Origin of the sequence: Flagellimonas iocasae, from assembly GCF_042682725.1 — a bacterium.
Classification (GTDB): Bacteria; Bacteroidota; Bacteroidia; order Flavobacteriales; family Flavobacteriaceae; genus Flagellimonas; species Flagellimonas iocasae.
On record NZ_JBHUHU010000005.1, the window covers coordinates 431,348 to 452,508 of the forward strand.

Consider the following 21,161-nt stretch of genomic DNA (forward strand, 5'->3'; position numbering starts at 1 on the left):
AAATTTAAACCTGAACTGAATACAAGGGTAAATAATGTGTACTTCCATCCATGATCTACAATCAATTCATGCAAAAAAATAATTGACTGCCCCCAGATTCCAACCTGCAGAGTAGACCCATTGGCCACAAGACACTCACATCCAACAGACCAAGGACAGTTCATCTTTTAGATCCCTTTTACATTTTCCAAAAAGCTAATACCTCAACTCCATACGCCTACCCCCGTGCAATTCCTCCAGGACCAACTTCAAACGTTCCTTATCCCCCAGTACAAACTTGGGCAGCACATAGACAAAGTGAACCATGTCCCCATCCTTGACCACAACCGGGATACCGCACCCATGGATGGGTTCCAAGGGAATCTCCTGATAGGATGCTCTTCGCTTTGCATTACCATTGACCCGAAGAACCTCCAGACGGTCCACTTCAAAATCAATGCCCGATCGGTTCCGTATCCCAAAAATCAGGTACACTTCCCTCCCGTCATAGACTATATCCTCCAACCGAAGTCGGACACCCCTTTTACGTTTGGTCACCATGTTCTTTGGTTTTCCATAAAGCAACAACCTACAGAACCTATCATATTGGGATGCTTCAACAACCATGGAGTCTTCTTTCATTTGTAATTCCCTTGCAGGTCCAATCTTCCCAATGCCATCCCTTTCTCGTACAAAATGGTTCAATTGGGTAAGCTCTTTGGCATATTTCAGGATATAGGCATATACCTTATGGTCCGAAGTGATTACCAAGAGATTGCTTTCAACACCTTCCACCCCTTGCAACAATCCAAAATAGCCCGCCTCTTCCCTATCATAGGAAAAGACAAAATCCTCACTGCCCACAATGGCTTGGTGTATCGGACTTGGAAAGAACATAGCCACATTCTTGGATGCATTGGTATAAATCGTGTCCAAGCTCCGTTGGCCCCATACAACATTCAAGGAAACTAATGAAGCGGTAAAGGCTATCCATATATTTACGTTCATAACTACTGTTTTAAAATGATTTGATATTTATCCGGCACCTGTACCTTAATGGCCCGACGGTCCCGCTGAAAGATGTGTTTGATACCTCTGAACTGTGGCAGACCAGGAAGGTTCACCTCGGAAAGGGTCTCATCCACACTGGTCTGAACGATTTCTCCCTTCAGGTGGTTCTCCACATAGATTCCCGCCTCCCTATCCTGAAGGTCATGGACCTGGAACTTCATATGAAAATCCCCGACTTGGTCAATTTCCACCATAACTCGATTGGGCCTTAGCTTGGCAAAACCATATACCCGTGTGCCCCGCGACAGGATTGTTCCACCAATCTTAACGGCCTCTTCCAAACGCATGGCCAATCGATGGCCTTCCCTGAGAGTCTGGTCCCCATCCACATAGGCCAACAATTTCATATCGTCAACATCCTTGGAAAGTACCGGCTTGGAGCTAAAAAACAGTTGGTGGTTCAACGCAAATTCTTGTGGGGACACCGGTTTTTTCAACTCCTCTATATTCTCTTTTTGCTCTTCAGGTTCGCTATACTTTGATACAGGCTCATCTACTATTTGCAATCGGCGAGCATTATTGACAAAACGCTTGGATTGGTATACGCTATCAATAATACGCTGCTTTTCATATTCCATATAATCCGGGTTGAAGTACCCCTTATCATCCACCATATGGTCGGGGTACAACTGGGGAGGCGTTACCTCCCGTTCTTTCGTAATAGCATCCAGGGCATCCATCCTGGATTCGTATTCCACGGTGTTCCCATCCAGATCGGGCATAGGGATTCGGTCCGGGTTTAATTCGGTTTTCTTGTCCTTTCCAAAAGTGACTAAAGCATATACCGTAATGAACAGTACCACGCAGACCATCACAAGGACAAATACAATCTTATTCTTCTGTGTTTTCATTGTTTTCAACTTTACGGAGTGAGTTTTCAAAAAAATCAGTGATCAATAGCCCATGGGGATTATGTGGGAAGTTCCGTTCGACCTGCATAAGGTGGCCAGAGGTGACCAGTTCATAGGTATCCATAACGGAACCTCTATGGATTTTGAGGATAGTCCGGGTCCGGAAACCCATGGATTCCTTTCCCACCTCGATCTTGGTATCGATGCGGTCCACTTTTTGGACCAGGGAATACTGCAACAATCGATTATAGAACCCATCTGCCTTCTTTTGTTGGAAGACCTCGGCAACGGTCGCATTGCCCAACCATAGGGCTCTTTCCATGTTGCGTTCATAACTTCCCGCATCGACCCCATAGAACCACCTGTGGAACTTTTCCAAATGGGCCAAGGCCTCCACTTCGAGGTTTTTCCGTTGCTCCATCCAGGTCAAAGGAATGACCTCACCTTCCCCATTGACCACAAAGGCATGATCCAAGCTCTCTCTATGGGTTTTGTACATCAATAGGGTTGCGACCAAACAAACCATACCCGAAACGATGACCACGGAAAGCACCACCCATCGGTTCAATCGCAATTGTTGTTGTATGTTTTTAAAAGGTGTTTTCATAAAAATGCAAATTATCCTGTGAACAATCTAAGGGTGAAACTTGTGGCCCGTCGATAGAGCTTGAACTTGAGAAAAACGATAAAGCCAACGGTCCCGAGTTCAATGATCGGAGCAAAGAATTCGCTCCCCCAATCAAAACCGAACAGGTTGTCCCAAAAATTGGTACTGATCTCCGTATAGAGATTGTTGACAAACACATTGACCAAGAAAAAGGCCGGAACCAACATATAGACCCCTGCATAGAGCTTGAAATAGTTATAGGCCAGCGAACGAAACTTTTCAAATACGGCCAAGCTGATCACCAAGGGAAAAAAGGCCTGTAGGATCCCCAACAGGAAATACCGTTCCGCTAAGAACAAAGGGTAAATGAAAAGATCCATTAACCAAAGGATGACCCCAAGGATAAAAGCCAGTATCTTCAATCCATACATTGGGGTGACCAAGGCCTCGTACAAAAGGGCCATGGCCTTTTTGGCGGCTTCCATGGCACCCACATCCCGTTCCAGGTCCACATCCTGAAGCTGTAATGGGAGGAGTGCCGGAGCCGTGTCCCGGTATTGGGCCTCAATGGCCACTAAGATGCCATCAAACACCCCCAATATTTCCGTTGAAAAGATGACCAAAAGTAGCACCAAGAAATTCTTGGCCAATTCCGTTGGCGTAAGGCCCCAGGTATGTCCATCGGTGGAGGCAATGCCCTCATTGTATTTTTTCAGCACGTTGATCAAAAAGAACAGCACGGCCAAGGTCTTCATCCCCACGATGGTGTATTGCGAAAAATCACTGTCCTTGATGGTCTGGAAGACCGCATCCACATATTCCAATCCGATGCCCAAAAAGAACCCTGCCATCAGTATTCGATTTCCCGGTTATTGATGATATCCTGCATCCGACGGAAGGAGATGATTTCCCGATAGCGTCGGGTCTTTACTTCCAGCTCGGCCACCATTTCCTGTGACCTTCTTTTCTTTTCCATCAAGATGGTCGTACGTTCGGCATCGGTCATTTTCAAAAAGTCACTGGAGAGTATCTGGTTCACAAAGTCCAGATCATCAATGGCCGTATCCATGATCTGCTCGAAGGAACGGGACACCTGCTCCACTTCACTGGCTTTTATATATGGTGAATTCAGAATGTCCCTGAGTTCTGTCTGAACGGTACGGAACAAAATCTCATTGTTCCTTGCCAATTCCTTAACTGCCTTTAATTGCTTAATGGTATTGTTGACCTTGACAATATTGTCCTTCTGCTCCTTCAAGAACTCCACGGTCTTCAAGAGTTCCGTGGTCTGTTTGGCCGATTCCAACAGGGACTTGGTCATACTGATGAAGTTCGTATTGTCATACACCGGCATCCCTTGGGCCGTAGCACGGCCAGGCAAGGAAACAACCAAGATCAGAATAAATATAAAAATCTTGGGATTCGTCCAATGTGTTGGCTTTATGTCTTTTTTCAATAGTATTTTCATATCATTATTTTTTTTGATTAACAAATTCCGTAATCGCCTTTTCCATATCTCCATACTGTTCAAAGAGTTCCATGATCTGTCCATTTTCCAAACCATCGGTCAGATAGGCGGCATATACTTCAGGTGGCACTTCCAATCGGAAGACATTGCTCTCCTTCCCGATCTTGATAAAGATTTCGGTGTATTTCCTTTCTCCCGTTAAATTGTTCCGTATAGATCGAAGTTGGTTCAGGTCGTGATCGGAAAGGTTGAGTCTTTTCCCCAAGTCATTATACCCCTTTTCATTGTGAAGGCTATAAATGACCTGTGTATTCTCCAATATGCTGGCTGCGGTGGCATTTTCCGGCAATTGATTGATGGATTGGAGCACAATGCCAATGGCCCCGTTTTGTTTCCGTATGGCCTGGTAATAAAATTCCACACTCTCCAGTACATTGGGAAACTTCAACTGTTTGGCAAACTCATCAAAAAGAATGATGCCCCGCTCGGAACGATTTCGCCAAATGGTCCGTTGTATGGCCGACTTGATCAGCTTGAGCATGACCGATAGGATTTCCTTGTTGTCCCGCACCTCGTCCAGTTCAAAAACGATCAGACGTTTGTCCTCAATCTTATAGGTCTGATCGGCGCCAACATTGAACAAGAAACTGTACAACCCACCTTCCACATATTCCGAAAGGATGTGCAAAAAGGCATAGACGCTGAAATCCGCTTCACGGACCTGGGTTTCTTCTATCAATGTATCCTTGCGGGCATCAACAAATTGGTACAGGGAAGTGAGGGAATGGTCGGTCCTGACCTTTTTGTAATAATACAACAATACCTTTTTGATGGCCACCTGTTTCGATTTGGATGCCTTATCCTCGGCCATGAGTTCCATAAGGAACAGTGCAAGGTCCTCCAATCGCTCCGGGGTCAGGTCGGAATCACTTGAAATATAAAAGGGATTGATGCCCAGATTTTTCCCCTGTTCATATCGAAGGATCACATGGTCCTCCGGATACAGTTTGGAATACTTGGTATAGGAACCCCCGAGATCAATGATGACCAGCCGAACCTCGGCCTCGAAGTATTGCCGAAGGATATTGTTGGCCAGAAATGATTTGCCTTCCCCTGTCGGGGCAAAAATCGCAAAGTTACGTGCCTTGATACGTTGCTTCCCCTCATCCCATACATCTTTGAGCACAGGAATATCGTACTGTCGGTCATTGAAAAGAATGCCTTCAAGGTCCGAACGATAATTGGTGTTATTGATGGCCATGCATAGGGCATGTTTGAGATCGGTGACATAGAGATCTCCGTTGGAAAAATGGATGGCATGGCAGGGATATGAGTTCAAGAAATAATGTTTGCGTTCCTCCCCACTAGGGGCATAAGGTCGAGTATCCAATTCCTTGAATTCTGCCTTTATCTTGGAAGCGATTCGTTTTAACCCTTCCTTCTCTTGATGCCAAAACACCACGTTCAAGTGTCCCCTGACCAAACGGGAATTATCGTCCGAATTGATCTGGTCCACAATCTTTTGGATCTTTTTACGGACTACCCGGTTCTGTGTCCCAAAATTGGAGCTCTTGGAAAGCTCTTCCATTTTCTTATCGAGAACCTTTCGCCATTTATGGTTGTCCTCGAGGTACAGTATATGGTTGACAATGTGGTTCTCCTTTAAATCCAAACCGAGCCCATCCAAAAAACCTTGGTGAAAAACAAAATCGTCCGAGGCAAACCTATTATTGGGCCTACTGCTCTGCACCTCCCCGCCAAAACACAGCTCGTTGTTGACGGCCAGCACATCAAAATAATGGTCCCCGATTTCAATGCCTTTAGTATTCAATACGATATCCGTATCCACATCCGAATTATACCCATTGAAGTAATCGTGCGCATGCTCCAAGATTCCTTTTTCTGTCATCGGGTTTACCGTAATCCATTTGGAATTGTTGATATAGCTTACCGAGTCATGGACCGCCGTAATGAAATCGGCCACCTGCACATCCAATTTCCGGTGGTACCCCTTTTCCATCTTTCGAAAGGGATTGACATATTTGGCAGCGTTCAAGGTCTTGTCCAAGGGAAGCACAAAAAAGAGATGGCTACGGTGGGCCAGATACCCCCTGTCCATGAAATAATCATGGGTCGCTTTGGCCAAAAACGTGGATTTGGGCAGTCCCTCTCCTGAAAAGTGGGCCTGTCGGTAGATATCCTGTCTATGGATGACCGTACTGGTGGGCAAGGCCTTGAAGGCTTGGAACCAAATACCGTGTATTTCCTCAAAATCCTGCTCTGAAAGGGAATAGACCTCCGGAAGGTCCACTTCATAACACAGCACCACATTACCATTATTGGCAAAGACCACATGGTTCTGGATATCCAGTATAGGATGATGTGTGTTTAACTCAATACTGGACATGGGACAAGGGACTTAAGCGTTTGTTGCTGATCATATCAGGAAATGTCTTCCCAGCGGTAATCTGAAAAGGTCTTTTGACCCACTGGCCCAATGCCCCATAAAGTAGGACATTGAACAACAGCAGGCCCGCGATGACACCAAAATGAAATGTGAATATGACAATCAATAGGGAGCATATCACGGAGACCATCATCAGGGCAAAAAGGGTAATGGGCAGGCCCATGACCATGGCCCTCATTCGAATATTTCTATAGACCTTGTAACGTTTCATCAGACCACGATTCCTATCAGATAGGTAAAGATGCCCACAACGGCCCCGGCAATCAAGACAAAGACCAGGACACGTGTGATCCCCTTTTTTAAGTCTGCGTTCTCGCCAAAAAAATGACCGGCATTGAACAGGAAGCCCACCAAGAAGATGACCCCTAAAATGATAGGGAAGATGGCCCGGATGGTATCCGAAATATCATTGACCGAATCTTCGATACCACCGATTTGGGCCAAAAGTGCACTCGAAGTAAAAAGAAACAAAAGGGTAGTTAAAAAGGATTTTCGCATATCGCAAACGTTTTGGAATTGGACGATTTTTGATATGTGAAAATTAATAGAAAAACACAATCAAATAATTGATAATCAATCATTTGTGAATAAAATAAAATTTAAGGACAGAGAAAGGTACTTGCAAGCAATCGCCATCAATACATATGAAAAATCAAAGACGTCCTGTTCATAACGAGGAACTTACAGAATTTTCCAGAACGAAAAAAAGTCATTTTAGGGGTCTGACCACAGCGAACAAGATTTGAAATGGACAGGAACTCGGTCAACTTTTACGTATCTGGGGGAGCATTGAATTGGAGCACCACACCTTCATCATCACTAAAAGCGTTACAGGTTTCCAGATAGGCCTCCACATCATCCATATTCTCGGCCCTTATGGAAGCACTGAATTCTTGCGCCCTTTTCAACATATTTACATAGGTCTTTGGGTTCTGTTGTCTGGTCATTAGCCTTAAGGCCCCTAAATAATCTTCCCTGTACACGGTTGGGATGATGATTCTACTTTGATTTTGACTTACCAATTCAGCATTCATCATAACCCTTGCAATTCGACCATTTCCATCTAAAAATGGATGAACCTCACTGATCATGAACATGATATAGGCGGCCCTTGAAAAAGCATCTTTCAAGAGATTCAAATATTCAAATCCTTTGATCAAAGTTCCCTTGACCAAATTGAAGTCCACAAAATGGGTCTGGCCTGCTTTGTTGTTCTTGTCCTTAAAATCCCCTGGTTTTTTTGATGCTCTTGCACTAAGGAGAATCCTATGCCTATATTGCAGCATATCGATCATCTCTTCCGGGGACGAAGGAACCTTTGCCATTTCCTTTTTGTTACTAACGATTTGATAGGTTCCCAGCACATCATGTGAATCTTCATCCCTTGTGGCCAATGGCAAACCGCTCTTAATAATGTTCTTGGCCTCTTCCAATTCAAAAACGGTACCCTCTATGTAATTTGAAAAATAGGCCTCATAAAAGGCAAAGTTTTTAAACGCCCTTGTGGACCCATTGTTTTCCGGAATCTCTTTATGTCCCACCTGTTTTAAATAACGAAAGAGCTTTTCAAAAAGTTCCAGTCTGGCCGGGTCATAGGGAATCCCAAATGCCCGGGCCAAGGCCACTGGAGAGCTTAATATTTTTGAGGGTTTTGTGGTCAACAATGCGCTGATCAGGGCATTTAATTTTTTAAACTCATTTGGCATGTCCAATTCCTCTGAGATGGTCTTGGCACGATCCCTGATTTCATTGAGTCCCTTTTCCCCTTTGACCCGCACTATTTGCTCCAACTTTTCCTCAAGTTCAGGAAGTGGCAAGGTTTTGGATTGGGGACCAGGCCTTCTTGACACTTGCAAGTTTTCCAAAAAAGCCCTTTCCTGCTGGGATACATATAGGTTTCCAAATGATCTGGTATCCCCCTCGATTGGTCCTTTCCCCTCCAAGAACCGAATAGTGATTCCGGGCAATTTGATGTTCTTGGTGTAGGTGTAGGTGACAAATAAATGTCCGATGGCAGTAGGTTCGAACTCCAAAGCCGATCTATGGCTTAAAACCGCATCGGGATATTGATGACCCAATATGGTGAAAATATGTTTTCGTATGAGTTCCTCAGCACTCTGTTCAAAATTGGAGGTATAGATACGAGGAGCTATCTTTCGAATGATACCTTCCTTTTCCAATTTTGATATTTGCTTGCTCAGGGCCTTATCACTGGAAGAAAATATAATTTCTTGTAAGTGGATTGGGATATTTTTTTCCATTATAATGGGTATGAACAACAAAAATAGAGATTTTATTCCATTATAAATTATTTTTCAGAGATTATTTTCTATTATAAATAATGAATATTTTCCATTATGACAGAGAAAAATAGACAAATAGAGTATTTTTTTCTATTACAATATACTGTGTGGAGATTTTTTTCTAGTATAAATCAAAAAATGGATGCTACTGTCTTTTGTCCTTACTATGTTTATCAAAACCTACCAAGTTAAAGAGTTCACGCATCCGCGAACGCACCCTGTTCCCATAATGCTGTTCCAATTCATTGGCATTGAGATTTGTCGTGGCATGGGTCCTTATCCTGTTGTTCTTGAACAGTTCATAACGTGACAGCAGGATTTCACCCATGACATTGCACGCCTTCCCAAAATATATACCTTCCGGCTCCACCCCTAGATCATCAAAACAGTAGAATTGGGAATCCCCATAATCCCCAATAATTTTAAAGCCGATGTGGTTAAAGCCAAATACAATGTTCCGGCAAGGGATGACCACATAGGGTTTCCGATGCGGTACCATAAGCTTCAATAGTTTCATCAGACTGGTTTTACCGCAACCCACCGGGCCCGATAGCAGTAATCCCTTGTCCACATCTATGCCCAATTGTTCGCACCTATCCTTGTCCCGGATAAAATAAAGACTGAGCTTGTAAAGCACTTCGCGATCCTCACGATAGATCTTGAACTTTTTACCGAACATCAGTTTACCCTTGGCATCGAGATAGGCCAAGATCTTTTCAAAATCATATTGGATTTCACGGCCCTTCAAAGTCCCCAACTCATATCGAAAACTTCCCTCTGTGATGATATGTGGCGCACTGTACTTCAAAGCGGTTCATTGTAATCTTTATCCCCACTTGTCCTAAGGTTGTCCCCATTTGGGGAAGTGCCATCCACTTTGGCCCCTTTTTTAGGGTCGCTCAATTTTACTTTTTTATTTTTTTTCTGTTTGAAATCGGTTTTATTGTTTTCTGGGGTTTGTAAAGGTTTGTTGTTAGGTACCAACGCTTGTCCATTGCTTGTCCCATTTTTGGGATGGTCCGGGTACGGTGCTTGTCCATCACTTGTCCCAAAATTGAACATCTTGATCTTGCTTCCCTTGTAGGGGTTATGGGATGGGGCATATAGGATATAGCTCCAATGGGATAGCTCCTTGATACAGCGGTGATAGGTGGACTTGGAGCCGATTTTTGCCATATCCATGGCTTCTTCCCTATCCACATGGAAGGATTCCCGGAACAGTTTGTAGTTCCATAGTTGGAAGAGGGCCATATAGAGGCTGATATGGGTCGGGTTCAAACGGCCATCCTTGGCAAACTGGCCAAAGACCCCGTTCAAATGTCTGATATAATTGATTTCCTCCAAAACCTAGATTCGGTTATGGATTTTGTTCCTTTCAAGGACTTCCATGATCTCATGGTACTCATAATACAGAACCCCGCCTATCTTGGTATAGGGCAATGTACCGTTGACACGGAGGTTCTGGAGGGTCCCTGGGGAAATGCCCAATAGTTCCCTAACCTCATTGGATTTGATCCATTTTTTGTTGTGTTCCCCGTTTTCCTTTTGTATCAGCTCCTTGATATCATCCAATAGTTCCATTTTGAACTCTCTTAAATCTTCGGTTGTGATAATGGTCGCTCCCATAGTTTAGTGTTTTTAAAGGAAGGACCACCATACTACTTTAATTTCATTTGGTGGCCCTTCCACTGATTTGACTTTCAAGTACAAAACTGAAAAAGCTTTTTCGAAAAATATCCCTAGTTGGTACCAACTTGGTAACGATTTTTTTTAAATAAAATAGGGTGTTATTTGAAGGTTTTTAAACTATGATATCCAACAAAATCAAATAGTTGTTGTGAAAATCGAGGTATAGAAAGACCGAAAACAAAAATTCCCAAGTTGGTACCAACTTGGGAAAAAATATACCTCATTCATCCAAGGAATCCATCCGTTGGTTCAGCATTTCGATGAGCTTGTCCAAAAAGCGGGTCTTGCTACTTTTCCTGGAGCGTATGTCGATAAAGGTATGGTAGTAATTGCCGAGGTCCACATTGTAAAAATGTTCAAAATGGGACGCCAGTTCCTTGATGTCAACTGTTCCACTGTTGATGGAACTACTGGCATGGAGTGCGTAGAGCAGTTCGATCAGGTCGGTCTTGCTCCCGGTCCAGAATAATTTAGAGGGTTTTTCCATAGGTGTGTTCTTTTGGGGTTCGAGGGAATTGTTCAGGTCATCCACCTCTTTTCTCAGGTATACGATGAGCATGTCATAGGCCATAATCGTGGCCACGGTACCGTCCTGACAGGTCGAGAACTGGTCATCGATCAAAAAGTGAAAGGATTCGAGGGGAAGCCGCAGATCGCGATTGCCCCTGACAAAATACCGTTCGTCCAGTGACATGGCGCCACGGCGGTAATAATTATAGAATTCGAGGTTGTCATTGAAAAAGGTCTGGAACTTATCGATCTGGTACTGGAGGTATTTGATCTGGGCGGGGTTCTTCCCACGTGGACGCTTGCTCTCGATATTGAAGAGCTTGACATAATAAATAAGTTTACTGAATATCTGGGGCTTGACGTGCTTGAAGAAATATATCTCATCCGCTTGGCATCCGAAAGTTTTGCCGGCAATCTGTTTTTGCAGCTTCCGGATACTCTTCTCCACCAGGACGATTCCCTTTTCCGCCTTGAACAGGACATCCCCGTTCCCACTTTCCAGGGTATCCAATTGCGCCTCAAATTCCGATAGCAGCTTTTGGTATTTCATGACGGTTTCCCCTCAATGTTGGCCTTCCATGACCCCGAGCAGTTCCAAAATATAATTGTCATCGGTCTGGAGGTAGGCGTATCTATCCTGTATGGCAGCCCCCAATTTTCTTTTTTCAAAGGCGGCGGTCATCCCAAAATCAATTTTGGGAAAACCCCGTTCAATGGCACGTTCGATGGTCCAGTACAACAACTGCCGATAGGTTGCATACTCCTCCAGTACAGAATAGTCCATCCCTACAAATGCCGGCACATAGACTTTACCTGTATTGTTATAACAGAACATCACCCCCAATACCCTATCCGGTTCATCAAGTGATTCCAACAAAATGAATTCCCACAACGGGTCTTCGTTCATCCAATCGAACAGGGCATCGGGAAAGGAAAACGTGTTCAGGCCCAAATTCCTGGCCTGTACCTCCTCGAACAATGATTTGACCTGTTCCAAGTGTGAAGCGGGAAGTTTTGTGACTACCTGTTTGTTTGCCCGTACAAGAAAGGGCTGTATATCCTTCCTGTAATGCCTTCGGTTCCTGGAAGACAATCCATCCACATAGGTTTCTATGGATTCCACACCCTTAAGTTGCACGGCACAGGAACTGGGCATTCGTACCCTCAGGAACCCATGGCCATATAACATATCGTTCCAAAGGGTCTCCTTGGAAAAATCACGCAATACGGTCATTTTGGCACCTAAAGTCCGTTCCTGAACCTCCATCCACTCCAAGAGGACGTGCTGTGCCCTCTCCGACCATTTATGGGAAGTGTCCCAATACATGTGGCCCCCTTCGGTAAACAAACATCCCATCGAAAGAACCTGCGAGGAAAGATGGTAGGGATCATTGCGACGTTCCAATTCTATGGCCTGCGACACCTTTGCATTGGCCAGCATGTCGTCCTTCCATAGGGACAAAGTGAAAAAGGTCGTTAAAATCGGAACTCCGCTTTCGTCCCTGATCACCACATAACGAAAACTCCAATTGTGTTCCCGTTTGGTATTTCCCTGAAATACCCCTTCCAAGAACTTCAGACCGTCCCAATCATATACCCCTTGTCCACCCAAATAACGGTTCCACTCCTCCCGGTCCATTTGCCCGATGGAGTCAAATACTTGAATTTTTGGTCTGTCCACAACTTTTTGAACGCTTCTGGTCCGGGGTTCCAGTTTAAAGGCATGGAACACCCGTTCCGCATTCGTATGGGTCTCCTCCAGGGCTTTGGGAAAATGGTGTTTCATGGCCTCTACCAATGCCCTGATCTCCTTAAATTGGTTATGCCGAGAAATGGTGATTCGGACACCCGTGTTCTTGACGGGAACGGCAGGGAAGATGCCCAAGTTGACAAAAAAGCCCTCACGCATCAGACGGTTCACAAAATTATACCCAGTCTTGGGCATTCCCGTTCCAATATAGAAGACCGGGGATTCATTTTGATCGATCAAGGGCAGTTCCGTATCGGACAGACTACTGTTGAAATGGTCGATACGCTCCCGCAGTTCCCTTTGAAGTTCATATATCTCAGGAGATAGATGTATTCGGGCCGAAGCCATGGCGGCGGCAACGGAGGCCGGTTCCAATTGGGCCGAAAAGGTGAGCGGCCCGCCAAAGGTCTTTATCTTGTCGTACAATCGCGGATTTGAACAGGCCAATACCGCACCGCTGGCCCCAAAGGTCTTGCTCAGGGTCCCGAACAATAGTACGTTCTCGGTGAGTTCGCCCAATTGGTCCAAAACATAGCCCGTGCCGTTCTTGCCCACCCAGCTCATCCCATGTACGTCGTCAAAGTAAAAATGGAGCTGTGGATATTTCTTGGATAGCGCCATCAAATCCTTGACCGGGGCATAGTCCCCGTACATCGAGTAGATACCATCGGCCATATACCAGATGTGCCTTTTCGAATCGCGATACTTCTTGATCTTGTCCTCCAACATTTCCAAATGGTTATGCCGTATCATCTCAATGGGAACGCTCCGGGTCTTGAGCATCTTGGCGGCATTCTGTACGCTCCAGTGCACCTGATGGTCCAAAATGATCACATCATCATCGTCCACGGCACTGGGGATGACCCCCATGTGTCCCAAGGTGCTGTTCTTGGTGATGACGATGGGGTGCCCAAACATCTTTTTGACGGAATCCTCCAATTCGCTGTACAGAGGGTTGGAAATATACGATTTGGACAATGGGAATTGGGTGCCGTACCTATCGATGGCCTCCATGGCCGCTTTCTTCAATCGTGGATCCTGTTCCAGACCGAGATAGCCCGTGGTCCCAAAATGGTACAGTTCCCTACCATCGATCTCAATGGTCCTGCCAGAAAAGGAGTTGCCGCCAGCATACAGATGGAGCACTCCTGCATTTTTGGCGTCCGTGAACACTTCATGTACGGTGTTCAAAAAATTGTGGTGTTTGATCTTTGCCATAGGGTTTGGTTTGAATTGTCGTAAAAAGTAATGGGAATTGTACGATTATATGAACTAGTAAATTATATTACTCCGTTTCAGTCAAGCATTATTCCGTTTTAGGCAAGTAAAACTCCTTTTCATACAAGCAATCATCATCTTACAAAAAAACCATTGACACTATTTTTGTAAATTGAAAAGCTAACCAGTTTTCAAATGATGAAAAAAACACATGAAAATAACTATGCCATTTACCTATTGACCGATAATCTGTTACATATCGTTTACAAGAAGGTGCCCTATATCGACCTAAAGGCCGCCGAAATCATCGTCAAAGACCGGATGCAGTTACAACAGGGAAGGGAATTGCCCGTGCTCTGTGACATCCGAGAGGTACGCAACATCAACAAACCGGCAAGGGACTATCTTGCCCTGGAAGGCTCACAGTGGATAAGTGCAATCGCCTTTTTGATCGATCCCCCGATAACGGATGTCATCAGTTCGGTCTATTTGGAGACCCATCCCAAAAATGTCCCGACACGTTCCTTTACAAAAAAATCCGAGGCCCTGGCCTTTCTGGGAATCGAAGAAACCAATGCTGAATAAGCCTGAGACCACAGACCCATGCCGAACAGTGATGATTTTAGGGTAAAACGCATTCATAAAATGCTCTTGGAAATGGCCAAGGGCAATTTTTTCTATAGCCTTGAGCCTTCGGAAAAGAATGACAATATCGCCTCCCTCGTGGTCATGCTCAATATGGTCAACGAGGAGATCAGGGCCTCATTTGTCCACCAAGGTTTTGCCAATGCCCACCATACCCCGCAGTGCATCATACAATTATCCCTGCTCATGGATGCCAACGGCATCGTTGAAATGGTCACCAATGGTTCTTGCTCGCTCCTGTCCTGCTTGCCCAAGGAAGTCATTGGAAAACCCATCACCGAACTTATGACCGAGACTTCCAGGAAGAAATGGGCCAAAAAGCTGCCTAAACTCTTAAAAAGGGAACGTTCTGAAACGGTACTCCACTTGGAGTTGATGACCCATCAGGGCCTCATACTTTCCAATGATTGCCATATCTCCATCTTCAAATCCCTTGACGGTACCGGCCAAAAGATCCTGCTGGACACCGTTTTCTTCTCCAAAGGGGAACCCTTTGAAACGGGCTTGCCCAAAAAAACACTCAAAGTGGCTAAGGGCATCAAGGAACCTAGGGTTATCTTGGGTCCAAGGGACATCCAAATGATCAGGGATGTTCATGACATGATCCTGAACAATCTGGAGAAAGATTTGCCCCAGCTGAAGGACCTGGCCCTGCAAATGGGCACCAACGAGTACAAACTCAAATATGGCTTCAAACAACTGTACGGCACCACCATATTCCGGTGCCTGGTCCAAGAGCGTCTGAGAAAGACCAGGACCTTGATCCAGCACAGCGACCTTTCCCTGAAACAGATTGCCCATATGACGGGATTTAAGAGCCCAGCGCATTTCTCCCGGGCCTTTAAGGACAAGTATGGACTATCACCTAGTGAATTGCGCGAAACATCCCGATAGTTCCCATTTACTCCCTCTGGGACAAGGAAAACTCCCTTTCAAATAAATCGGACCCCCGAACTTTGTCATATCGATACAAAGGATATGAAAGGTTCAAAATATATTACGGTCTGGTTGCCCTACTCGGTCAGTATACTCTATGTCATTTTGTTCATCTATGCGGCCACCAGTAAACTGTGGGACTTTCGTCAGTTCAAAATACAACTGGGACAGTCCCCAGTTCTCACGGCCTATGCGGACTGGGTGGCCTGGCTCGTTCCCTTGACGGAATATATCTTGGCCTTCCTGTTACTCTGGGAGACCACACGGCCAAAGGCCCTATATGCCACCCTGGGGTTGATGACCATGTTCACCACCTATATCATTTTGGTGCTCAACTTCAGTGACTATGTTCCCTGTTCTTGTGGTGGCGTCCTCGAGGATCTGGGCTGGACAGAGCATATCATCTTCAACCTGTTCTTTATCCTTATGGCCTTTTTGGCCATTCTTACCATGGGAACAAAGCCTACCTCAATACCCAGTCGATCATGAGCACGAAAAACATATACTTCAAACTCCTTGGAACCATCAGTGTCTGTTCAGCCTTGGTCGTCCTTCTTTTTCTTTCCTCAGAAAAACAGGTCCACCGCAACAATGCCTTTACCAGAAGGTTTCCGCCCCATCCGGTCAGCAAGCACTATGATCTCGATCTCGGTTACAATTCCTATTATATCGCAGGATGCTCCAATAAGAAGTTATATCTGGGCAACCGGACCGCACCATGGCACATACTGGAGGTAAACCCTAGCACCAGGGACACTTGTCATATCCGATTGGAGCCTAACACAAAAGAGCTAAAATACCGTTCCTTGAAGGTAAACGTCCTCGCCCCCTATTTCTTTATGATGGACGGGACCATACCCTTGATCCTTAGGGGCAAGACCGGGGATTGGAAAGCGTACCCTTGGATGGCGGGGCAAGCGTATTTCAACAAAGCCCTTGCCATTGATTCCAATAAGATCTTTATCCGTACCATTTCTGCCAAATCGCAAAAAACCACTTTAGGGCTTATTGAGGAAAAAAATGGGTTCCATGTCAAATTAGACACCACTCTTCTAGTTGCCCAGAACAAAGGTCTGTTCGATGTTGATGGAATTCCCATAAAAGGAAATGGAACCGATATCATGGGCTATGTCCACTATTACCGCAACGAGTTCCTGACCATGAATCAAAATTTGGACCATGTTGTCCGGCATCGGACCATTGATACCGTGGAAAAGGCACAGATCCAAGTCACCCCTATGGACAACAACCGAAATTTTCAAATGAGCGCCCCTCCCACCATCATCAACAAGACCGCAACCGTGTACAAGGACCTTGTCCTGATACGTTCGGACCGGTTGGGCCGCAATGAAAGTGAGGACATGCTGGATCAGGCCGCCATCATCGATGTGTACAATACCGAGAAGCAAACCTATGAGTTCAGTTTTTACCTCTACGACATCAATAAGCACAAAATCCGTGAATTCATAGTGGATAACGGACTCCTGATCGGTCTGGTCGATGACAGACTGACCGTCTACCACTTGGAACCTACCTATTTCGAAGCCAAATCCATCGATCAAAACGAACGAACACCACAAATAAGCTTTAAAGAGACTACGGGCCCGTAGCGGGGAGTAAGATCGAAAACCCTTGAACAGAGTAGATCATAATTTTAAATATACAATGATGAAAACAAAAATGATCAAATTCACCATTCCGGCCATGGCCATCTTATTTGCCATAGCCGCTAGTGCCTTTACGGTCTTGGAGGAATCCAATACCGATGTAAGTGACCCAATCACTGCCTATATCGAAACAGGTAATCCCAATGATCGATGCGGTGATGTCGAGGTGGAATGCCATGATGGAAGCGCCATGGACTGCGTTTATGGTCTCGAAAACAAACCTGTCTTTAGAGATGACTTGGGAACGCACTGTTCTTATGTATTGAGCAAGAATCCCTAGTAAACAAAAAAGGAGCTTCAAATGAAGCTCCTTTTTCTTATTCTCCGAGATACTCCCCTATTTCATTCCAGTATCTTCTGCAGAGTGTCAGATGACCTTTGGTTGCCGATTCTCCGCTTTTCCTAATCCCTTTTTCCAATTTCTCCTTTATTTTCTGAAGTTCAATAGCTATTATATTCTTGGAAAACGGCGTATATATATAAGGACTTCTACCCGACACATCGCTTTCACTGAACACCCTGCCCTCTTCTTCAACGGCATAGGCAAATTGTCCAAGCAATGCCTTTTGAAGCGTCTGTCTTCGTTTGCCCACAACTACTTTTTTTTCGACCAGTTCCTTGAACATGGCCTCCATAACCTCGGCCAGAACATGTTCTGGCAATCCTTCAAGGCCATGGACCCGCTCCATGAATTCCATCCGTTGCATTCGCCTATCGGACACCAGTTCCTTTAGCAATATTATCTGAAAAATGAGTAACTGATCTGATTCGGTCGAATGATGGATCCTTCCCAAATAAGCGGGTTTTGATAACCATTGGGGCAGGTCAAAGGCATTTTCCAACAGGAACGTAAGTGCCCGTTTCTGTTCCTCCATGGGAACCGGGGTATAGACCCATCCATTTTGGTCTCCACTCTTGAGCTGGACAGTATATCCCCCGACCATGGAGAGGACATGACCCATTTCCCGGTACCAGAGTCCAATGGCCCTTTCATGTACGTTCATGAGCAGGTCATCATCTTTTTGCCCCTTACCTATGGATGCGATCATCGTCATGACCCGTTCCAAGTTTTTAAGGGCCAGTACCATGCTGCGAACTGGGTCATCGTTGTCACCCACCTCTCCTGAACTGTCTGGCCCTAATGCAGGGCTCTTCTTAAAATTATACCGGTACCAGGGGACGGAATCCTGTAAGCGCACAAGCTGTTCCAAATACTGTTCTCCTTGACCACTGTCGAGAGGTAGATATCCCCATTTGATCTGGTACAGGTCCATCGGCCCCACTCGCTGCATTAGCAGGGATGTTGGGATACTGTCCGATGGCTGTACAATATGATGGTGTCGCGAATAGCTCATGATACTGGGTACGTGCGACATCTGTTTGAGCCATTGTGTATCTCGCATTTTCTCAAAAGGATAGGCATACTCCCCGAAATTTCCATCCCGTAACCCAAGGGCATGGCCCACTTCATGAGCAATCACGGATTGAATCAATTCCCCCATCAGGTCCTCGGGAAACGGAAACTTTTGGGCCCTTGAATCCAAAGGTGCACAACGCACAAAATACTCCATAGCCAACCGCTCCAAACCGCCCAGATACACATCGGCCCGAAGAATCTCACCAGTGCGCTGATCGCGAACCGTTGAACACTGGGAAGTCCCATCCGACTTATTCTTCCACATTTTCTCGTCCACATCCCAATGCACCATGGCCGTACGTTTGAGTTGTTCGGTACCCGGCACCATATTATGGGACACTTCCCGTACCTCAATGGCATCCTTGAACCCTGCAGCCTCAAGGGCCGTTAACCATTCGAGCACTCCCTTCTTCACATGTGGTCTCCAAGGGTCAGGTATTTGTGAATCCAAATAGAATACTATGGGTTGGATTGGCGTCGCCAAACCATTGAACCTGTTTCTTTTCTCCAATCGCCACCGTTCAATGCTCCCGGTCCAGGTTTGGTTCTCATGATCCAGCCTAATGTCAACCACTTCGCTGTTGAATGCCATACGTTGATCATAAAGGCGGGGCTCCATGGGTTCCGGCAACAGGTATAGACTAAAATCAGCATCGATTGTCTTTCGACCATCCGACCCCTCAATGGTACGCTGCGTGCGTATGATCAACTGATCGGGATACCGATCCACCTGATCGATAAATGAAAGTTCACCCACTACATTTTGTTTTGCATAATATTCATACTGGATATGGGTCTTGAGGAACAGGTCGGTGGCGTCGATGACCACGGAATGGTCCGGGCCCTTATCCGCGATGATATCAAACCTTCCCAGCAATTGCTTATGGATCTTGGGTTTCCGGACAATCGGGGGAATGAGCGTACCGGTCTGTGACTCTATCAGTGAGAGTGAGAGGAGGATATGATCCCCTTGTCTGGACCACTGGATATGATGATAGCCCACACCTAGTCGTACCAAGTGCATGGGGGTATCAAGGACCTCTTCATCCAGTTCCAGTAACAAGCGATCGTCCTCCAAATGGGCATCGATGCCAAAATTGGTCTGCCCCCAAAGGGGACAGACCGCTAACCAAACAATACATGAAAACAGAAACTCACGGTTCATGTGCCGAAATACACCGCTCATGGTGTTGCTTTTCTTTTTATCAATAGCCTTCATTCTGTGGTAAGAGTTTTGGGTTCTTCAATAATTCATCTTCAGGCAGGGGCAACAGAATATCAGTAGGGTCCCAAAAGGGCTTTAGCAAACCAAGCACGGCATCTGCTCGACCAGTACGCTTGAGGTCAAAGTAACGGTGGCCCAACTCTGAAAACAGTTCTATCCGTCGCTCCTGTAATATTGCCTCCAAGAGTTCTTCTCGACCCATAGACCCAAGCTCATCCAAAGTGGCTCTTTCCCTGATGGCATTCAAATAGTCCAATCCATCTTCCAAATTTCCCAATTGGGCACTCGCCTCGGCCGCGATAAGATATGCTTCGACCAAACGTAGTAGTATTGGACATTCCTGGGTCTGGTCCGTGGCCATACGCTCCTTGTATTTATAGGGGAAGTACCAGGTCTGGGAACCATCGGTGATGGATCCCACCCATTGCTCCCTTCGGGCATCACCTGGTTCAAAGGCCTCCAATAGTGCAGTGTTCAAGGCCGTATTGGATGGCGGGGCGCTCACTGGGACAAAGGTTCCGGCTTCATCGGTATTCTCCCCTTCCATTCCGGTATCCAATTGCCACAGGGTCTCGGGGCTGTCCTTTAGGAACACAAGGTCCAGATTGGGTTCAAGGCCATACCCACTGTTACCGATGACCAGCTCTGCCTCATTCAGGGCCAATTGCCATTTATCCTGATAAAGGTATACCCTTGACAGCAGTGCAGCGGCAGTCCATCGATTAGGACGAAAGTTCGTGCCATCCCCTGATGTCTCGGACAATAGCTCAGTTGCCAACAATAGGTCCTCTTCAAGGTGTTGATAGACCGATTCCACATCATCGCGCACAACCTTCTGGTTGACCCTATAATCGGTGGTGGTGATATATGGAATTTCCCCAAAGAAATTGGTGATATAAAAGTGGACAAATGCCCGCACAAAATAGGCCTCGCCCAGAAACCTGTCCTTTAATGCCGAATCAAGGGATTTGGATCCGTTTACACCTTCCAAGATACGGTTGCAGTCATAGATAATGTTATAGGATACGTTCCATAGATCACCGGTGCCCTCTGTGGCCAATACCCCGTTGTTGTAATAGCTCCGTGTCAAGGGCTGACCCTCACTGAGATGGTCCAGTTCATCGGCATAGTGTCCGAAGAGATAGGACAGTCCGGTGGTGCTCCCTTTGGTAAATGCTTGGTCCCGAAATTGGGCATAGATATGGGCAAAGACCCCGTCCACAGTTGTACTTTCCGTGAATATATTCTCCCCGGCCAATTGGTTCTTTGGTGGATCTATCTCCAAATAGTCCTCACAGGATACCAAGAGTGCCACCAGAACAAAAATGCTATAGGTAATTGATTTCATCGTTTTGTTT

The 21,161-nt window shown here is 45.7% G+C and carries 21 protein-coding genes; 5 read left to right on the top strand and 16 right to left on the bottom strand.

The features are described 5' to 3' along the window. Positions 1-195: 195 nt before the first annotated feature. The 14 genes from ACFSJE_RS15965 to ACFSJE_RS16030 all read right to left on the bottom strand — a co-directional run bounded on the left by ACFSJE_RS15965 (position 196) and on the right by ACFSJE_RS16030 (position 13,913). Complete coding sequence (locus ACFSJE_RS15965) at positions 196-987, bottom strand: DUF4138 domain-containing protein (RefSeq protein WP_379831864.1); 792 nt, start codon at positions 985-987, stop codon at positions 196-198. Between the two features lie 2 nt (positions 988-989). Next, positions 990-1,901 (bottom strand): conjugative transposon protein TraM, encoded by a 912-nt coding sequence (traM, locus tag ACFSJE_RS15970; RefSeq protein ID WP_379831865.1) that lies wholly within the window; start codon positions 1,899-1,901, stop codon positions 990-992. Beyond that, positions 1,882-2,508: a conjugal transfer protein TraK gene (locus ACFSJE_RS15975; RefSeq protein WP_379831866.1), complete on the bottom strand. Its 627-nt coding sequence runs from the start codon at positions 2,506-2,508 to the stop codon at positions 1,882-1,884. The genes traM and ACFSJE_RS15975 overlap by 20 nt, the downstream gene beginning before the upstream one ends. An 11-nt stretch (positions 2,509-2,519) precedes the next feature. Then, positions 2,520-3,359, bottom strand: coding sequence for a hypothetical protein (locus ACFSJE_RS15980; protein ID WP_379831867.1), 840 nt, complete (start codon positions 3,357-3,359; stop codon positions 2,520-2,522). Further along, positions 3,359-3,976, bottom strand: a complete 618-nt coding sequence (locus tag ACFSJE_RS15985; RefSeq protein WP_379831868.1) for a coiled-coil domain-containing protein — start codon at positions 3,974-3,976, stop codon at positions 3,359-3,361. The genes ACFSJE_RS15980 and ACFSJE_RS15985 overlap by 1 nt, the downstream gene beginning before the upstream one ends. A 4-nt stretch (positions 3,977-3,980) precedes the next feature. Further along, positions 3,981-6,383 carry a TraG family conjugative transposon ATPase gene (locus ACFSJE_RS15990; RefSeq protein WP_379831869.1) on the bottom strand — a complete coding sequence of 801 codons (2,403 nt, stop codon included), beginning with the start codon at positions 6,381-6,383 and terminating at the stop codon, positions 3,981-3,983. Further along, a complete protein-coding gene (locus ACFSJE_RS15995; RefSeq protein WP_379831870.1) occupies positions 6,370-6,654 on the bottom strand; it encodes a hypothetical protein in 285 nt (94 codons plus the stop codon). The genes ACFSJE_RS15990 and ACFSJE_RS15995 overlap by 14 nt, the downstream gene beginning before the upstream one ends. After that, positions 6,654-6,941 (bottom strand): hypothetical protein, encoded by a 288-nt coding sequence (locus ACFSJE_RS16000; protein WP_379831871.1) that lies wholly within the window; start codon positions 6,939-6,941, stop codon positions 6,654-6,656. The genes ACFSJE_RS15995 and ACFSJE_RS16000 overlap by 1 nt, the downstream gene beginning before the upstream one ends. A gap of 272 nt (positions 6,942-7,213) precedes the next feature. Beyond that, on the bottom strand, positions 7,214-8,704 hold the full coding sequence (locus ACFSJE_RS16005; protein WP_379831872.1) for a Fic family protein: 1,491 nt from the start codon (positions 8,702-8,704) through the stop codon (positions 7,214-7,216). A gap of 187 nt (positions 8,705-8,891) precedes the next feature. After that, complete coding sequence (locus tag ACFSJE_RS16010; protein WP_379831873.1) at positions 8,892-9,554, bottom strand: P-loop NTPase family protein; 663 nt, start codon at positions 9,552-9,554, stop codon at positions 8,892-8,894. Continuing rightward, positions 9,551-10,090 carry a hypothetical protein gene (locus ACFSJE_RS16015; RefSeq protein ID WP_379831874.1) on the bottom strand — a complete coding sequence of 180 codons (540 nt, stop codon included), beginning with the start codon at positions 10,088-10,090 and terminating at the stop codon, positions 9,551-9,553. The genes ACFSJE_RS16010 and ACFSJE_RS16015 overlap by 4 nt, the downstream gene beginning before the upstream one ends. Positions 10,091-10,093: 3 nt before the next feature. Continuing rightward, positions 10,094-10,372, bottom strand: coding sequence for a helix-turn-helix domain-containing protein (locus ACFSJE_RS16020; protein WP_379831875.1), 279 nt, complete (start codon positions 10,370-10,372; stop codon positions 10,094-10,096). Positions 10,373-10,655: 283 nt separating this feature from the next. Further along, positions 10,656-11,495: an RteC domain-containing protein gene (locus ACFSJE_RS16025; RefSeq protein ID WP_379831876.1), complete on the bottom strand. Its 840-nt coding sequence runs from the start codon at positions 11,493-11,495 to the stop codon at positions 10,656-10,658. Between the two features lie 12 nt (positions 11,496-11,507). Continuing rightward, positions 11,508-13,913, bottom strand: a complete 2,406-nt coding sequence (locus ACFSJE_RS16030; protein WP_379831877.1) for an aminotransferase class I/II-fold pyridoxal phosphate-dependent enzyme — start codon at positions 13,911-13,913, stop codon at positions 11,508-11,510. Positions 13,914-14,108: 195 nt separating this feature from the next. Between ACFSJE_RS16030 and ACFSJE_RS16035 the strand changes: the two genes are divergently transcribed. From ACFSJE_RS16035 to ACFSJE_RS16055, 5 genes are all read left to right on the top strand, one after another. Then, entirely contained in the window at positions 14,109-14,498 is a 390-nt protein-coding gene (locus ACFSJE_RS16035; RefSeq protein ID WP_379831878.1) for a DUF7793 family protein, read from the top strand. Positions 14,499-14,516: 18 nt separating this feature from the next. Next, positions 14,517-15,452 carry an AraC family transcriptional regulator gene (locus ACFSJE_RS16040; protein WP_379831879.1) on the top strand — a complete coding sequence of 312 codons (936 nt, stop codon included), beginning with the start codon at positions 14,517-14,519 and terminating at the stop codon, positions 15,450-15,452. A gap of 84 nt (positions 15,453-15,536) precedes the next feature. Next, positions 15,537-15,983 (top strand): MauE/DoxX family redox-associated membrane protein, encoded by a 447-nt coding sequence (locus ACFSJE_RS16045; protein ID WP_379831880.1) that lies wholly within the window; start codon positions 15,537-15,539, stop codon positions 15,981-15,983. Next, complete coding sequence (locus ACFSJE_RS16050; RefSeq protein ID WP_379831881.1) at positions 15,980-17,104, top strand: hypothetical protein; 1,125 nt, start codon at positions 15,980-15,982, stop codon at positions 17,102-17,104. The genes ACFSJE_RS16045 and ACFSJE_RS16050 overlap by 4 nt, the downstream gene beginning before the upstream one ends. 58 nt (positions 17,105-17,162) lie before the next feature. Continuing rightward, complete coding sequence (locus ACFSJE_RS16055) at positions 17,163-17,441, top strand: DUF6520 family protein (RefSeq protein WP_379831882.1); 279 nt, start codon at positions 17,163-17,165, stop codon at positions 17,439-17,441. A gap of 37 nt (positions 17,442-17,478) precedes the next feature. On the opposite strand, the gene ACFSJE_RS16060 is transcribed toward ACFSJE_RS16055, so the two are convergent. Further along, complete coding sequence (locus tag ACFSJE_RS16060) at positions 17,479-19,797, bottom strand: zinc-dependent metalloprotease (protein ID WP_379831883.1); 2,319 nt, start codon at positions 19,795-19,797, stop codon at positions 17,479-17,481. Next, positions 19,784-21,151: a RagB/SusD family nutrient uptake outer membrane protein gene (locus ACFSJE_RS16065; RefSeq protein WP_379831884.1), complete on the bottom strand. Its 1,368-nt coding sequence runs from the start codon at positions 21,149-21,151 to the stop codon at positions 19,784-19,786. Before ACFSJE_RS16065 ends, ACFSJE_RS16060 begins: the two co-directional genes overlap by 14 nt. Positions 21,152-21,161 lie beyond the last annotated feature (10 nt).